Origin of the sequence: Legionella qingyii, assembly GCF_003990155.1 — a bacterium.
In the GTDB taxonomy this organism is placed as follows: Bacteria; Pseudomonadota; Gammaproteobacteria; order Legionellales; family Legionellaceae; genus Legionella; species Legionella qingyii.
Genome location: NZ_RZGX01000001.1, coordinates 49018 through 66941 on the forward strand (window position 1 = coordinate 49018; position 17924 = coordinate 66941).

A 17924-nucleotide genomic window follows, 5' to 3' on the forward strand; every position below is an offset into this window, starting at 1 on the left:
ATTGCAATTCCTTCATAACAAATAGACAACATAAACACGTTGATCTTAGCTATATCATATAGGCTCCTTTTTAGTCGAAGCAGATCATATAAAATATATTGTAAATCAGTGAGTTATCTCTAATTATTCTTGTTTGCATTCGTTTTTTGTCCGGCACAAAGTAATGAAAATTACAAAATCACTTATTTAATAAAATATTAAGGTTGATTATTTATAATTGATTTCAATTTTATTAAGCGGTTGTTAAAATGAACATTGCAAAAATATTTCAGTATATAAAGAATAATCTCGATAATCGTTTAAAAATTCCATATGTCTCACAAAGTTACACTGATGCTGCGAAAGAAGAGCTCTTTGCTGGAATCCTAATTGCTTTGCAAAATGCTGAAAAGGTACTAACAACAGCCCAAATTATTGATGTTTTCAATGCGATGAATCCAGCAAAACGCGCCAATATGAAATTCCCTACTCGAAAAGGTTCAGTCGCATTTCTTACAGATGATAGTAATATTAGTGAGCAGGGAATACTTGAGCTGCTTGAATGGGCTGAAAAAAACCATTCGGGTTATGGACCTCGATTTGAATTGGTTGATGTTAATACCCCTCCTAGACATTTCAAAACAGTTCAGGAAATGAGAGATAGTTTTAAATGTCAATCAAATAGTGATATGGCCAGGAGACTGTTTAATGAATTAAAAAATGCAAGATATAGACTTAGATATATTCCACCTTTTGATAGTATTAATCCATTTATTGATGCAGTAAAGCTTACTGAAAATGAACTTTCGGAACTTATTAGAATACAATACATCCTTGCTAGATATGAAGATTTTGATGCTATTCAGCCAAAATTCGAACACTTGGTGGCTGAATTTAATCAAATAAAGTCCCCCTCATTAGTCGATATTGCACGTTTTATCAAGTCAATGATTTTATTACATCCCTTTCCCGATGGTAATGGGAGAACCTTTACTTTAGGTATTCTTAATCAGCTGCTCTTGAAGAATAAATTGGGCATTTGTTTGGATTTAGATCCGCGGATTACTCTGTTGTCCTGTGAAGAGATCGCCAAAAAGATAAAAACGAATTTAATCAAGCTGAAACAATTTGAGCTGGAAGAATCATTAGACCCTAACAATGCAGAACTGAAGTCAGACATAGTAATAGATAACTTTAATCCACAGGAATTTGAAGATAAATTACTCAAGGAACGAGGTAGCAACAATCAAAAAGAGTGGCAAGCACTTCAAAAGTCCCTGGTGAACTATGTCAAAGAAAGTGAATCATTGTCAGACTTTCTAGCACGAGTAAAGCAATTAAAAAAAACGTTACAACTTCATTTTTATGTAACAACCAACTCCATAGGAGAAGAGATTTATGGCTCAGAAATGTATCGCTTCTTCCACTATTTTGATTCTTATAAATTTCCAAATTCCTGGGAAACACTCAGAAAATTTGGGCAAGATACTTATGGCATAGACATTAATACACAAGACGAGCAAAACGATGCGCTTCAACTTGTATAGGTAATAGGCTTTGTTGATTCAATATTAAGGATGTTGGGAGCCCTGAGTTCAATACTTTAAGCAAACTACTTAGTGACTTAAATATCAAGACTCCCCGGTACAAAAAGACAGGAAAAACCTTTAGTGGGTGTGCATGTACTAACCATGGATTTTACTGGAATCAATTTATTAAGACTAGGCTATACAGTGGATTCGTGAGTTATAAGCCAATATCACAATTCTAGCTTCCGCTGCGCTGCATCCTAAAGCTAAAATCTTATAATATTTGCGGACTCAATCATGTTATTATTGATTATATTATTAACTGAATCACGAACCAGCTTAGGAACATTGTCACTATAGACCGGATGTATGTCCTCTTTATTTTCTCCTGATACAGCTAATTGAATCATTTGTGGGGTACTGCCTAAAATATTTTTTTGATAGAGATATGAAGGACACCCTTCCACTTCTCCAAATCCTACTCCTTCATGAGTAAGCTGAAACCCTGCTTTTTTAAGAAAATATTCAATTTTTTCAAATTTCATTATTGGTACTCTTGTTAAAGTAAAGAGCAACATTATGGGTAATAACTATAAAAATTTCAATTTAATCATATTATTAGCATCATAATTTAAAGCTATAGCATAGCCCATTATGTTTTAGACAAAGCGCAAGCGAATGAGGCGAAGGAGTGTACATAATAGTACATACCAAACTATAAAAGGAGATTACCATCCACCTTGATAAGGTCTATGTTTCTTCATTTGGCTTTCATTTTCACCACGATGATAATGCAATTTCCAAACAGATTGATTGGTTTTTTTATCCCAAAAAGGATGATAGTCAATGGCAAAACAGCGTTTTAATTTGCCATTTTCCTGTTCCTTATAAATATTGAAACCAACGCCACCGCTTTTCTGATACAAAAGAAAAGCAGCTCTGTAATTGCCTTTGCGAAGCAAAGCATAAAGTGCTAAAGAACTGGTTACAAATCCCACCGTTTTATTTATTGTCTTTTGATTTTCCGGGGGTATTTTTTCATTTTTATTCATCATTTCGTATATTGTGCTCCAGTTGCAGAGACATTATTGGCTTGATTTTATACTATTTTCGACGCCCTTGCTCAAAATTTTAAAAAAACAAAAAAAATCAATAGGTTAGTTTAAATATTTCACAGGTCTAATGTTTTGGTATACTTTTTAATTAACCCCATATTAAATTGTTTCAAAATGTACATTAAATCCAGTCAATTAGTTTTTTCGCCATCGGATCTCACTCAGTTTATGGAAAGTCCTTTTGTATCCTGGATAGAACATCTTGCAGTGGTTCGCCCTGATTTATTACCCCCATCTGATAAAAAAGATGAATTAAATGATGTATTGCAGCATTTGGGCCATCAACATGAATTAGAACTTTTAGAATTTTTTGAAAAACAAGGATTATCCGTTGCAAATTTGCATCAACAAGCCAATTCATACGAGGCAACGTTAACGGCTATGAATAATGGCGTCGATGTGATTTATCAGGCTCATTTGCAATCGCCTCCATTTCAGGGGTATGCCGATTTTTTAATAAAAACAGCAGGCCAAAGTCGATTTGGTGAATACATTTATGAGGTTTGGGATACCAAACTTGCTCGTTCTGTGAAACCTGGTTTTCTGCTGCAATTATGTTGCTACGCGGAAATGCTCGAAGACATGCAGGGCTGTAGAACAGAATACATCACCGTCGTTTTAGGAAATAAGGAGCAAAGACGTTTTCGCACTGCAGATTATTTTTATTTTTATCAGAATTTGAAACAACAGTTTTTATTGGCGCAACAGAATTTTGATCCTGCTGCATGCCCTGATCCTGCGGCATCTAAAAGCTGGGGAAGATGGAGTACTTATGCTGAGGAGTTATTAGTCAATGCAGATCATTTGATTCAGGTTGCAACCATTACGACAGGACAAATCAAAAAGCTGTATCAGGCAGGTATTAAGACAATGACTGCATTAGCTCATGCAGATTGTTCCTGGGTCAAAGGAATTAAACCGGAGCGTTTTGCGCGTTTGCAAGCACAAGCTAAAATTCAAAAAAAAAGTAGCGGCAAGGATATTCCTTTATATCAAATGACAGCTCACGTCCCAGGACAAAAGCACGGTTTGGCGCTTTTACCTGCCGGATCATCACAGGATGTATTTTTTGATATTGAAGGTTTTCCCCTTGAAGAAGGGGGGTTGGAGTATCTTTGGGGGATTGCTTATTTTGATGAAAAAGGTCAACGCCAGTATAAAGATTTTTGGGCTCATAATTCGGCGCAAGAGAAAGAAAGTTTTCAAGCTTTTATAAAGTGGGTTTATCAGCGTTGGCAAGAAGATCCGAAAATGCATATTTATCATTATGCCAACTATGAAGTTTCTGCATGTCGACGACTCATGGGGCGATACGGCGTGTGCGAAGATGAGGTGGATCAGCTTTTACGTAATGAAGTATTTGTTGATTTATATAAAATCGTTAAAGCCTCTTTAATTATTGGCGAGCCGCGTTACTCCATTAAAAATATAGAGCATTTATATAGAGCTAAACGTGATACTGAAGTAGGATCTGGAGGTGATTCAGTCGTCGTTTACGAACATTGGCGAGAAAATCCAGACGGAGAAAATTGGCAAATGTCAAAAATATTAAATGATATTCGCGCTTATAATATTGATGATTGTAATTCCACTCAGGAACTGGTTGATTGGTTGAGAGTGCGGCAAAAAGAACAAGGTATTAGTTATTTAGGTAAAAAGGAACCTGTTGAACTTGAGGTAAAGGAAGAATTAAGTGAGCGTATTCAATTACGAGATCGATTACTGGCAAACGCCGAATGTTTAAAAGCAGAAGGTAACTTACAATTAGCCAAAATAAATTTGATTTTGGCATGGTCAATTGAGTTCCATAGACGTGAAGCCAAACCGGTGTTTTGGCGTATGTTTGAACGTCTGGGTTTAACTGGAGAAGAACTACTTGATGATATTGATTGTTTGGCCTATTGCCGACGAACCCCTAAGCCACCATATAAGCTTTCACCCAAGTCACGTAATATGGCTTATGAGTATTTTTTTGATCCGGAGCAGGAATTTAAAGGAGGAGCCAAGCAATATTTCATTTTAGGTCAGGAAACAGAAGAGGGTAAGACGCTCACCGCCAATTATTATGAAAAAGACAGTAATCTGGAACATGGGATTATTGTCTTGCAAATGAAAAATGAACCCGATGAGCCTATTACTTTGATTCCTAATGAATATGTCGATCCTCATTCGATTCCTGATGCAATTGCCAAGCAAGCTGCTTTATTTGAGCAAGGCTTACTAGAACATACTGCGATATTGGATTTTCTAAACAAGTCTTATCCGCGAATTAAAGATCATCCTCAAGGATTAGCTATAGCACCAAGTCATAATCCCCAAGAGCGATTAACTGAAATTATTCGTGCTGTTATCAATTTAAATAATAGTTATCTAACACTTCAAGGTCCTCCTGGTGCTGGAAAAACCTACACTGGGAAACATCTGATCGCCGAGCTCATTCAAAGAGGAAAAAAAATAGGCATCTCATCAAATAGTCATAAAGCAATCAATAACTTGTTATTGAGTACTGCGGATTACTGCCTTGAAAAAGGAATAAAAGGGCATTTTGCTTGCACACGTAATACAGATGAGGAAGTTGACACTTTAAATATTGCGGTTCTGGAGAATAAAGAAATTGTTGATTTTATTCAACCTGGGTGTGTTGTCGGTACTACGGCTTGGGGGTTTAGCAGAGAAGAATTAGCCGATGCTTTTGATTATCTTTTTATTGATGAGGCAGGACAGGTTAGTGTTGCAAATTTAATTGCCATGAGTCATGCAACTCACAATATTATATTAATGGGCGATCAAATGCAGTTGGGACAACCTTCCCAGGGAAGCCATCCTGAAGAAAGTGGTTTATCCATATTAGAGTACTTGTTACACACAACCCCAACAATTCCAGATTCTATGGGAGTTTTTCTGGGTACTACCTATAGAATGCATCCTGCGGTAAATCAATTTATCAGTGAAGCTATTTATGAGGGAAAATTGGAAACTGCCTCTGAAAATGAGCATCGATTAATAAGCATTCCCCAAGGATATCAGGGCGTGCTAAATAAGGAGGCGGGAATTATTCCTGTACCTGTCATTCATGAGGGAAATACCCAAGCCAGTGATGAGGAGGTCCAGCAGATTGTATTATTGACCAAGGAACTTTTGGGCAGAACATTTAAGGAAAAAAATGGTTCGCAAAAAGTAATCAGTTGGGAGGATATCCTGTTTGTTGCTCCATACAATCATCAGGTGAATAAATTGAAGATAGCACTCGGTGAACAGGCTAAAGTAGGAAGCGTTGATAAATTTCAAGGGCAGGAAGCACCAATTGTTTTTTTGAGCATGTGTGCGAGTAATGCGGATGAATCTCCTCGAGGACTTAATTTTCTTTTTGATAAAAACAGAATAAACGTTGCCATCTCGCGGGCTCAGTGTTTGGCAATTGTTGTCTATTCGCCTTTCTTGCTTGATGCGATTCCAACGAACATCGAGCAAATTGCGATGATGAATGTATTTTGTCAATTGGTAAGAAAATAGTAGGCGGTGGGAATGAATTGTAAACACGCCCTAATCAAATACAACTTCCGTCAATATTGCGACAAAGAAGTATACTTGTTCTGTTTTTTTGTTCTATTGAAACTTTTGTGCTATTAAATAAGTATGAATCAGGACTTCTAAATAACTTCAACTACCAAAAATCAATGGGTTAGGTTGAAGTTATTTAGAAGTCCTGTGAGCGTTATGATGCTCATTTTAAAGGCACTCTGTGAATAAATTTTTGAGCCAGGACGTTATTGTTTTCAGATGAAATAAAGATAGTGGGGATATGTTGAATCAGCATATAAAAGAAACTGATATTCATTAATAAACAAAATCAAAGTGTGTTTATCCTATCATGCAAAAATTCAGTGTCTTGTTATAAGTCCTTATTATTGCTATTTTTTATTTTTATTTTGTGTACTGCCCCTGGTGGTCATTGCCATTAAACTTAATGGTATTGTCTCTGGTGGTATGGGAGTATTTTAAAGTGGTGAAAAATAACCAGGAACATAATCTAATAGACATTCTTAATGAACCTCTTGCAATCATTGGAATGAATTGCCAATTTCCTGGTGTTGATTCGGATGTAGAAGATGTTGAGGCATTTTATGCGATGCTGCTCAAGGGGCTTTCGCCTATTAAAGAAATGCCAAGAGATCGTTGGGATGTTGATGAGTATTATGATCCTGATCGTGAGAAAGCCGATAAAATAATTGGTCGTAAAGGAGGTTTTCTTAATAATCCTCAGTTATTCGATGCATCTTTTTTTAAAATATCTGCAATCGAAGCCAAACAAATGGATCCCCAACATCGACTTTTTTTAGAAGTAGCGATTCGTGCTTTAAATCATGCCAACATTCCACTGGATTCATTAAATAATTCAAATGCAGCTGTATTCTGTGGTTGTTCAACTCAGGATTACAGCCAACTCAATTATAAAGACAATATTGAATTTAATGCGTATACCCAGATTGGTGCAGCCAGCAGTGCTGCAGCAGGAAGACTTTCGCACTTTCTCAATTTGAAAGGACCCAGCATCGCAGTGGATACAGCCTGTTCTTCTTCATTTTCTGCTCTTTACCTCGCGGCAAACTCATTGAGAATGAAGCAATGTTCTATAGCAATTGTCGGTGGAGTTCATCTTAATCTTTGCCCTGAAAATTTTATAGGTTTGACTAAAGCAAATATGTTATCTGCGCAGGATCAATGCCGCAGTTTTGATAAGAATGCGGATGGGTTTGTCCGAAGCGAAGGGTGTGGCGTTGTTATTGTAAAACGCTTAAGTGATGCGCGCAAAGATCAAGATACAATCCATGCGGTACTCAAAAGTATTGTCATGAATCAGGATGGTGATGATGGGACGATTCTGGTTGCTCCAAATATTAAGTCACAAATTGCCCTTCACCACGAAGTGATGGCACAAGCTCATTTAACTCCAAGTGATATTGATTATATTGAAGCGCATGGAACCGGTACAATCGTTGGTGATTCAGTTGAGTTTAATGCAATCCAACAGATCCATAAAGGGCATCATACTCAAGATAATCCTCTGATTGTTGGTGCAGTAAAAAGTAATATAGGTCACAGTATTGCATCATCAGGGGTTGCATCACTGATTAAGGCAATTGGCGCATTAAACCATGAAACAATTCCAGCCAATTTACATTACACGAAACCGAACAAAACCATAGATCCTGAGGGTATACCTGCACTTTTACCCGTAGAACCAATTGCTTTTAAGAAGCAAAAAAATAAAAAGAGGCATGTGCAGATCTCTAACTTCGGATTTAGTGGAACCAATGTCAGTGCCATCATTGAAGAAGCAACTCATGATTCCTTGCCATCCGCATCATTAGATGATGGGCAAGCAAAATGTTTTGTTGTGTCAGCAAAGAGTGAGTATTCATTAAGGCAAATGTTGGCACGTTATGCATTATATCTTCGAGAGACGCCGACGAGTTTGCACGATATTTGTTTTACACTCATCAACTGTCGCGATCATTTTAAATATCGTTGTGCCATTGTTACTCGAGATAAAGAAACCTTGATCCAAAAGATTGAGTCTGACAATTATGAATTACACAAGATCACTGTAAAAAAAGAGATACAAAAAATAGCTTCTGATGCATTTCAGATTCATGAGGCGTTTCTTGCAGGATTTAATATAAAAATCGATCCAGATAATGTTCCATTTAATAAAGCAGATTTACCGCTTTATTATTTTGATAGAAAGCCCTATTGGCATGAGCCCAGAAACAAGAATGGGTTAAATACTTTATGCCTGCAACCCAAAGAACTACAAATAGAAACGATTAAAGAGAAACTTGCCGCTCAAATACAATCTCTTTTAAAAAAAGAACACATTGAGGAACATCAGGATTTCGGCTTTTTAGGGTTCAACCAGGAGTCATTAACCGAACTCGAGCAGAGTGTTTATGAGCTTTTCTCCTATAAAATGTCAATTCCCGCTTTTCTAACTTTGGATAAGTTGGCCAGACACATACAACAAATCCGGATGCCAGAGCCAGTTTATCGACAACCCACTGTCAATGTACTCAGTAATGAACCTATTGCGATCATTGGAATGAGTTGCCGTTTTCCCAAAGCAGAAACTATCGATGCATTTTTAACCTTATTAGAGCGCGGCGAAAGTGGTATGGCTGATATTCCTTTAGAGCGATGGGATAATGAGAAATATTATGATCCGGATGTTAATGCTTTAGGTCGACTCTATATCAAACAACTGGGCTTAATTGAAAATATAAAAAATTTTGATGCGGATTTCTTTAATATCAGCCCACGTGAAGCCAAGCTCATGTCACCACAATTACGGGTGTTTCTGGAGACGAGCTATCATGCTTTGGAAGATGCAAACTTATCTCTAGCTGCGATTAAAGACAGTAAAACCGGAGTTTTTGTTGGTTGTGGTACGAATGAGTATCCACGATTATTAGCCGGTCTTGGTGTAGGTTTGGACGATCTAAACATTTATTTTGCAACTGGAAATGTTTTAAATGCGATACCTGGCCGGGTGGCTTATGCATTTGATTTCCATGGACCAATACAGGCAATTGATACCGCCTGTTCTTCATCGATGACCGCCATTCATGATGCATGTTTGAGTTTGCAAAATGGTGATTGTGATATGGCGCTTGCAGGTGGAGTGAATATCTTACTGGCTCCCGATTCCAATATTACCCTTTCAAAGGCCAGAATGTTATCCCCCGAAAGCCGCTGCAAGACATTCAGTGAGGATGCGGATGGTTATGCGCGTAGTGAGGGATGCGGTGTCATCGTTTTAAAACGGTTAAGCAACGCTCTTAAAGACAATGATAATATTCTTGCGGTAATCAAAGGAACTTCCATTAATAGTGATGGTAAGAGCGGGGGATTTACTGTTCCTAATGGTATTGCTCAAGAAGAGGTAATTCGCAGCGCCCTTGCGAAATCACAATTATCACCAAAAGATATTGATTACATTGAAGCACATGGTACGGGTACGCCATTGGCCGATCCAATCGAAGTGAATACCCTGACTAAAATTTTTAGTGAATTCCATAGCACAGAAAATCCCCTTTATATCAGCTCGGTAAAAACGAATATAGGCCATTCTGAAAGCGCTTCTGGAGTAGCTGGAGTGATTAAGGCTGTTTTAAGTCTACACGCTCATAAAATATTCAAACACCTCAACTTTAAAAAATTAAATCCTGAAATTGAGTTAAAAAATACTGTCATTCCATTGAATACAATGGATTGGGTTAAGGAAGATGGGTTGCGATGTGCCGGCGTGAGTTCATTTGGATTTAGCGGTGCGAACGCACATATCGTACTGCAAGAACCGCCTGTAAAAATAATAGAGGCACGTACACTGCCGCAAGAGTCCTTATTAGTGATTTCTGCTAAAAGTAAAACCGCGCTTGAATTACTTTTAGCAAGCTATCAAAAGTATTTGGCAAATACGCAAGAAGAGTTTGCGGATATATGCTTTACCGCAGCAATGTGTCGAAGTCATTTCTTATTTCGAGTCGCTATTAAAGCACGCACGGCGAAAGAAGCGGCTGCAATTATTGGAAAGAATGAATACACACTCTCTCAAATAAAAAAAGAAAAAAGCAATCCAGTATCCTTGCAACATCCAATCTCATTGGCGCAATTACAGGCTGCTTATCAAGCAGGTTATATTATTCATTGGGCCGATTTTTATCGGTCACTAAATATGCAGTTTATAAAAGTTAAACTCCCTTTATACGAATTTGCTCGAGAAGAACATTGGTTTGAAACAAAAGATAAACTAAAAGATACGCTTTTGCCTCAAGACTGGTGTTTTCAACTGCAATGGCAGCCTCAACCCTGTGCTCGGACTAATCGTAAAATGCAGGGGAATAATTGGCTTCTAATTGGCGCACAACAGCTGGCTCCACGTCTCATTGCTCAGGGTTTAGATATTCTGCTGGAGGAGGAGAATCCTCCATTGGAACAATTGGATGGGATTATTTTTGCCGTAGGTCTGGACGCTCCTTCAACAGCAGATATCGAGTCCAGTATCGATTTTCAAAAAAATACCATCAAAAAGCTCTTGGCGCTCGTTAAAGAGCTTGATAAAAAAGCCCTTAAATTGCAATTAATTGTGCTTACTACGAATGCAATTACCGAACTCGCAGCAGGCCCGCTGAATCTGGGGGATAGCCCACTGATTGGATTTTGCCGAACACTGGTGTTAGAGCTGCCACAATTAAATACTGTTTTGATTGATACGGAAAAAACAGAAGATGAAAATTACGCTGGGCAAATTGTAGATGAAATCAAGCATAATTTTGAAGAATGCTATGAACATATTGTCGCTTATCGCGAAGGGAAACGTTTTATAGCGCGATTGCAAAAAGCCAAATTGTTGGATAAGAAAAGATCGCTCTATGGAAAGGGGCGTTATCTAATTACCGGAGGTTGTGGCGGTTTAGGTCTGGTCACAGCGCAAGCTTTGCTTTCAGCAGGTGCAAGAGAGGTTATCCTTACTTCGCGAAATGTCGATAAACCTGCAGTAAAAGAAGCAATTAAAAAAATTCAATATAATTATACCAGTCGAATTATTCGTCCTGTAAGTTTGGATGTTAGTGACAAAGAACAAGTACGTCATTTACTTCTTGAGTTGAATGCAGATGGATTGTTAAAAGGTATTATTCATGCAGCAGGCGTAGCGGTTAAAGCTCCCTTATTGGAACATAATAGTGAGGATGTAGATTATTTATTTTCTGCCAAGGTGCAAGGCGGATGGTATTTGCATGAGTTAACTAAAAACTTCGATCTGGATTTCTTTGTTGTCTATTCTTCGATTTCCTCAGTATTTGGCAGCAATAAAGAGTCAGTTTACAGTGGTACTAATAGTTTCGTAGATGCTTTGATTGCAGAACGTCGGCGTTTGGGATTGGTAGGAACTGCAATTGATTGGGGGCCTTGGGGCGAGGTCGGTATGGCCCAAAAACGATCTCAAGACCAAGGGTTAAAACAGTCTTTGATAAGTAATGAGCAAGGACATACCTTTATTAAAACTTTGATTAATGATCAGTTAAGCCATGCAGTAATTATATCCCCTGATTATCTCAAATTTATGCTTGAGTTTGTTCCTAAGCCTGCGCCTGTTTTCCACAAACATTTAGCTGATACTCTGCATGCGGCAGAGCAATTTGCCAATAAGAATTTATCTTTATGGCTTAATGATTATTTGAAAATTAATGCAGAGAATCGATTCAAGACCTGTAAAGATTTGGTGTGTTCTATTTGTAAAGAAATCCTTGAGCTAACCGAAGTGGACGAGTTGGATGAAGATGAGGGATATTTTGAACTTGGTTTTGACTCATTGATGATTACTGAACTGGCAACCAAGCTTAAAGAAAAGCTAGCTCCTACCCTTAAAATAACTGCGACAATAGGTTTTGATTATCCATCAATTAATAAGCTGGCTCAGTTTATAGAGTCGGAATTGGGGAAACAATTAGTTATTAAACAAGCTCCCCAACCAGTGGTAGAAAAAACCGATGATGCAATTGCTATTATAGGCATGAGTTGTACCTTTCCTAGTGCTCCTGATCTTGATGCCTTTGAAACGTTACTTGAAGAAGGTAAAAGTGGGATAAATGATATACCCATGGAGCGTTGGGATAACCGAAAATATTATGATCCTGATATGGATGCACCAGGGAAATCTTATGTCAATAAACTAGGGTTAATTGAAAACATTAAATGTTTTGACGCAAATTTCTTTGGTATTAGTCCTCGTGAGGCAAAATTGATGGAGCCTCAACAACGAATCTTTTTAGAGTGCTCCTATAAGGCTATAGAAAATGCAAATTATTTGCCTGGGGCATTACGTGGCAGTTTAACGGGGGTTTTTGCAGGTGTCGGTCCAAATGAATACTATGCGCAACTGGAGAAGTCGGGTTTTTCTAACGAGGAACTTAGTGTTTATTCGATAACGGGCAATGTATCGAATCTGATTCCAGGACGCGTAGCATATACGTTTGATTTGAAAGGCCCATCAATCAGTGTGGATACGGCCTGTTCTTCATCATTAGTAGCGATTCATTATGCATGTCAAAGTTTAAAAAACAGGGAAATTGATTATGCGCTTGCTGGTGGTGTCAATGTGTTGCTATTGCCTGAAGCAAACATTACTTTATGCAAAGCCAAAGCTTTAGCTCCTGATGGTCAATGTAAAACTTTTGATGAACGTGCAGATGGATATGCAAGAGCAGAAGGCTGTGGCGTACTGTTATTGAAAAGGTTACCTGATGCGTTACGCGATAAAGATACCATTTTAGCGGTTATTAAAGCTTCAGCAGTAAATAGTGACGGACGCTCTGCCGGATTGACTGTTCCTAATGGCAAAAGCCAGGAAGAAGTCATGATAAAAGCTTTAAGTCAAACGGATTTATCCAGTGGTGACATCAGTTATATTGAAGCACATGGGACGGGCACCCCATTAGGAGATCCCATAGAAGTACATGCAATCAACCAGGTTTATGGAAAAGGACATACTCAGAATAATCCCTTATACCTTGGTGCAGTTAAAACGAATATTGGTCACCTTGAAAGTGCTGCTGGCGTGGCGAGTGTTATTAAAACAGTGATCAGTTTGCAAAAGAAGAAAATTTATAAGTTGCTTCATTTTAAAAAATTAAATCCACATATTCATCTTGGGGATATTCGTCTCCCTTTGCAACACATCGAATGGGAGGCGGACTCAAAGTTAAGAAGCGCAGGGGTCAGTGCATTTGGTTTTAGTGGAACTAATGCTCATCTTATTTTACAAGAGTTTCCTAAAACTGCAGAGCAGGGAGTACCTCAATCTGTTAAAACCGCTAAAGCCCAATTACTGGTCTTCTCGGCGAATTCGCAAACTGCTCTAAAGCATTTAGCCCGAAGTTATCAACGGTATTTAGCAAAAACATCAGATGATTTTAGCGATATTTGTTTTACAGCTGCGACCTGTCGTGAGCATTATACTTATCGATTGGCTTTAGTTGCTCATACAACTCAAGAGGCGAGCCAATTGTTGGAATTAGGTCAGTATGTTATGTCTCATGAAACAAGTAATGTTCTTGATGTGCAAAATGAGGCTGCACTCAATTCTGTTGTGACCAGTTACATGCAAGGGAAACAACTCGACTGGAATCTATACTATAAAAACAGTGGTCATGAGTTTAACAAAGTTAATTTACCTCATTATGTATTTGATGCGACTGAATTTTGGGTTGATAAAAAAATCTCGACTCAATCCCCCGCGGATGTTGTGCATCCTCTTTTAGGTCAAATGTTTTCGCTGCCTGGTAATGAGTTTTTATTTAGTAATAAGCTGGACTTAGAACATTTGACATACATCAATCAGAATTTTATTTTTGATAAAGTTGTTTTTCCCGCAACCGCTTTTATTGAGTCAGGTTTGGCAGCCGCCAAACTAGTATTGCAACGCAATGCTTTTTCTATTGAACAATTTCATATTGAACGTCCATTATACCCAAAGCAGGCTCAAGAGTTTCAGTTGCAAGTCAAGCCAAAAAGCGACGAACAATACAAAATCAATATTTTTGCGAAGCAAGATGATAATTGGCAACTGTTTTCTGAAATGGAAATCAATTCGCGAGCGCCGTCGCTTTCTGAATCGGTTGATATCAATGAGTTAAAATCATCTTTTGAGCGTCGCTTAGATTTATCGCAAATTTATGAGAATTTTAAAAAACATGCTTTGTCTTATCGAGATGAATTCCAGGTTCTGCACGAGAGTTACCTGCATCATGACAGCATTTTTTCCAAAATACTCCTGACCAAAAGCAGCCAAGGCTTTAACTATTATTATCCACCTATTTTGCTTGATGGGGTGATGCAAAGTATTTTATTACTCAGAATGAATGAATTTGAGCATTCCACTTATGTGCCTTATACGTTTGCGCGAATGACTACAACTCAGGAAGTACCTCGAAGTGTGTGGACCCGATTAACGCAAAGAGCTGCTGAGCATGATAATGAGCTTTGTTTTGATGTCAAATTTTATGATAATTCAGGTTTTCTGATTGGTGAAATTGAGAAGTTTAAACTAAGAAGAGTGACGCAAAGTCATTTTATTCCTTATGATTCTTATCTTCAGAATCTGTATCAAACTCGATGGAGTCCCTTCAAGTTCAATTTGCCGACCCAAAAGCAGACTTCCAGGTTGTTTGTGATATCAAATGAGCCGGAGAAGGCAAAAAAGCTATTGGGTGATCTGGATTATCAATTAATACATGGTCTAAATGAATTGGGGCCTATTGAGAATAAAGATATAGTGTTCTTATATAATCAAAGCCAATTCAATGATCTATTTCATTGTTGTCAAAAAATGTTTAAGTTGCGGCCTCATCGCTTCATATTGGTCACAGAAAATGCATATGCGATTCATGATACAGATAAGGTAAATCCCTACCATACTATGGCATGTGCTTTTTGGAAAACCTTTAGTAACGAACTTGAGCTTGTTAAAAATTATTCAATCGACTTGGATACCAAGAGTACCTTGCCAGAGATATTAAAGTATCTATTAGCTACCAACAGCGTTGAAAATCAGTTTGCAATCCGAGATACATTTTATATTCCCAGATTAAAGAAAGCGCAGATCTCAGCAAATCTTGTCCAACAAGAGTTTAAAAGTGATGCAACCTATCTGATTACGGGTGGGACTGGAGGCTTGGCAAAAACATTAATTGAGTACCTTATTCGCAGAGGGGCGCATTATATTGTCATTACCAGTAGATCGGAGTGTTCTGAGGATACCAAAACGCTGATCGAGCGTGCGCGCAAAAAGCAAGTATTTATTAAGCATTATCAGGCAGATGCCAGTAATTATCAGCAAATGGAACAGATCATTACTGATATTGAACAAAGTTCCAAACCCCTGCAAGGCGTATTTCATCTCGCCGGCATTGTGCAAGATGGCTTATTGGTTAATTTAAGTGACGATGAGATGCAAAATGTATTAAGTGCGAAAATGGATAGTGCGTTGATATTGCATCAGTTAACCAAAGATATTCCATTGGATCTATTTGTTTTGTTTTCCTCCTTAGCCTCTGTATTAGGTGCCAGAGGACAAGCAAATTATGTAGCGGCTAATGGATTTCTCGATGGATTGGCTTATTTACGGCAACAACAAGGATTACCTGCACTCTCGATTAATTGGGGGCCTTTTCACGCAACCGGAATGACTGCAAACCTGAGCCAGGCTATCCAACAACGTGGCTTTACCCTTATGGATAAGGACAGTATCGATGTTCTTGATGTTTTATTAAGTGCTCAATTGGCGCAAATTGCTGTATGTCCTATCAACTGGGATATTTATTTTAAATATTCACCGAAACAAGCATGGTTGGCTGAGCTTATGAAACATACTCATCCAGCCGATCGAAATTTCTTAAATTCTCTTCGCCAACATACCAAGGAAGAGTCGATTGCCATACTGAGTCAAGTTTTGCGCGAAATTACGGTGGATGTGTTAGGGTTAGACAATATCGAACAAATTGAAGTAGATGATGGTTTGTTCTCATTAGGTTTAGACTCGCTAATGGCTATAGAAATTCGCAATCGTATTCATGACAAATTGCAAAGTCCAACCCTGAACTTATCTATTGAATACTTTATTAATGAGCCAAGTATTAGCAAGATTGCTAAAAATATTGCGAATGAATTACAAAGTTTATTTAACTTTGATAATAGAGCGGCAGACCATACCGCTATAAACATCATTGGCGAAGAAGTACCGTTATGTGATTTTCAATACGTTTTTTGGGTACTTAACAGGCAAGGCTATTCTTATAATGTTGGAACGCAATTACAGATTCAAGGCAGGCTGAATAAGGATTATGTCGCTCAAGCATTTGATGCTGTTGTGAAACAAAATAGTAGTTTTTGGCTGAATTTCAATACTGAAGTGCCAATCCAGGTGTTAAATAAGAAAGGACAATTTGAATTAATCTACAAAGACATCTCTCTAGACAATGAGGAGACGTTACTCGATCAAGAATTCCAAAATAATATGAGGAGTGATATTCCGCTAACCCATCAACCGCTGATTCGAGTATTTCTTTATAAGATAAATAGTGATCTGCATGAATTACACATGGTGATCCCTCATATCATCGTTGATGGTCCTTCATGTGATCTTGTATTGGGTCAATTTAAAAAATACTATGAAATGTTGGTACAAGGACAGACGTTGATTCTGGAACCAGAAAAGGAGTCGTTTCTTAATTTCGTCAAAAAAAATAATCATCTTTATGAGACGAATTTAAAACATAAAATTAATTTTTGGCAGAATTATAATAAAGGGTTCAAAATGCTGTATCTTGGACATAAATACTTTATGCCTATAAGCAGCCAGAAAAAGTATTTATTCCATTATCCTATTGATTCGCATCAGGCAGAACAATTTATAGAGTGGCACCGAACTAAAAATATGAATGTCAGCACGGGATTAATTGCTGCATGCCATCTTGTTTTTTACAAGTTAAGTCGGCAAAAGAAAATTCCATTTATCCAGATTCATAGCGGCAGGGAAGGCAGTCAATATAATTCTGTTGTCGGTTTGTTTTCAGAATATAAACGATTAAATATCGCGGTACACGATCAATATACGTTCATTGATTTTATTAAGTCGATTGAGGATCAACAATTAAAAACTGCTTCTTTTCAAAAATGCTCGCATGTGATTAAAAACAGTGAATTTAAAGATTCTGGGTTAACAATAAGCCATTATTTATTTTATAGATGGAACAAACTCTGGTTAACCAAGCAATTTAAGAACAGTAAACTTCATTCGATGATTGTTGATTTTTATCTTAAGTATTTAAGTTGGGCCGAAGTAATTGGTTTTAATGCATCACTTAAAAGAAAAGTTAATAAATTATTTAAATTAAATATAACCCTGCAAAAACCAGAGCGATTAAGGATCCTGGTGAATATTACTCCTTCGTTTTTTAGCAAAGCAGCTCCAGAATCGAGTCATACAATTCTTAAATATCAATATGCGAACCATTTTGGAAGTGAGGATCGCCCTGTAACTAATCGGTCTTTGTGGGTTTTATTCTCAAAAAATCAGGAAGGTGAGTACTTAATTTCACTTAATGGGCCCATAACTACTCAATGTAAAGAGTTAATTGCCCATGAATTTAATCAGGTGATTGCTAAGGTAGTAGAAAGTGATGGGTATACAGTTGACGATTTAATTCGATGATACAGTAGTTGAAACCAATGCAATCAATCTGTA

The 17924-nt window shown here is 37.6% G+C and carries 5 protein-coding genes; 3 read left to right on the forward strand and 2 right to left on the reverse strand.

What is annotated here, in order from left to right:
• Positions 1 to 248: 248 nt before the first annotated feature.
• Complete coding sequence (locus tag ELY20_RS00210) at positions 249 to 1526, forward strand: Fic family protein (RefSeq protein WP_110143263.1); 1278 nt, start codon at positions 249 to 251, stop codon at positions 1524 to 1526.
• 248 nt (positions 1527 to 1774) lie between these two features.
• Here ELY20_RS00210 and ELY20_RS00215 read toward each other — a convergent pair whose 3' ends face one another.
• Positions 1775 to 2053: a hypothetical protein gene (locus tag ELY20_RS00215; protein ID WP_110143262.1), complete on the reverse strand. Its 279-nt coding sequence runs from the start codon at positions 2051 to 2053 to the stop codon at positions 1775 to 1777.
• Positions 2054 to 2236: 183 nt separating this feature from the next.
• Positions 2237 to 2563, reverse strand: coding sequence for a hypothetical protein (locus tag ELY20_RS00220; RefSeq protein ID WP_126955401.1), 327 nt, complete (start codon positions 2561 to 2563; stop codon positions 2237 to 2239).
• Positions 2564 to 2737: 174 nt separating this feature from the next.
• Between ELY20_RS00220 and ELY20_RS00225 the strand changes: the two genes are divergently transcribed.
• Both ELY20_RS00225 and ELY20_RS00230 read left to right on the forward strand, forming a co-directional pair.
• Complete coding sequence (locus tag ELY20_RS00225) at positions 2738 to 6136, forward strand: TM0106 family RecB-like putative nuclease (RefSeq protein ID WP_110143260.1); 3399 nt, start codon at positions 2738 to 2740, stop codon at positions 6134 to 6136.
• A gap of 454 nt (positions 6137 to 6590) precedes the next feature.
• Positions 6591 to 17891 (forward strand): SDR family NAD(P)-dependent oxidoreductase, encoded by an 11301-nt coding sequence (locus tag ELY20_RS00230; protein WP_110143259.1) that lies wholly within the window; start codon positions 6591 to 6593, stop codon positions 17889 to 17891.
• Positions 17892 to 17924 lie beyond the last annotated feature (33 nt).

Excerpts from the sequence above, each read along its gene's own strand:
- ELY20_RS00225 (WP_110143260.1), top strand. The coding sequence starts at position 2,738 with ATGTACATTAAATCCAGTCAATTAGTTTTTTCGCCATCGGATCTCACT.
- ELY20_RS00215 (WP_110143262.1), bottom strand. The coding sequence starts at position 2,053 with ATGAAATTTGAAAAAATTGAATATTTTCTTAAAAAAGCAGGGTTTCAG.
- ELY20_RS00210 (WP_110143263.1), top strand. The coding sequence starts at position 249 with ATGAACATTGCAAAAATATTTCAGTATATAAAGAATAATCTCGATAAT.
- ELY20_RS00220 (WP_126955401.1), bottom strand. The coding sequence starts at position 2,563 with ATGATGAATAAAAATGAAAAAATACCCCCGGAAAATCAAAAGACAATA.
- ELY20_RS00230 (WP_110143259.1), top strand. The coding sequence starts at position 6,591 with ATGGTATTGTCTCTGGTGGTATGGGAGTATTTTAAAGTGGTGAAAAAT.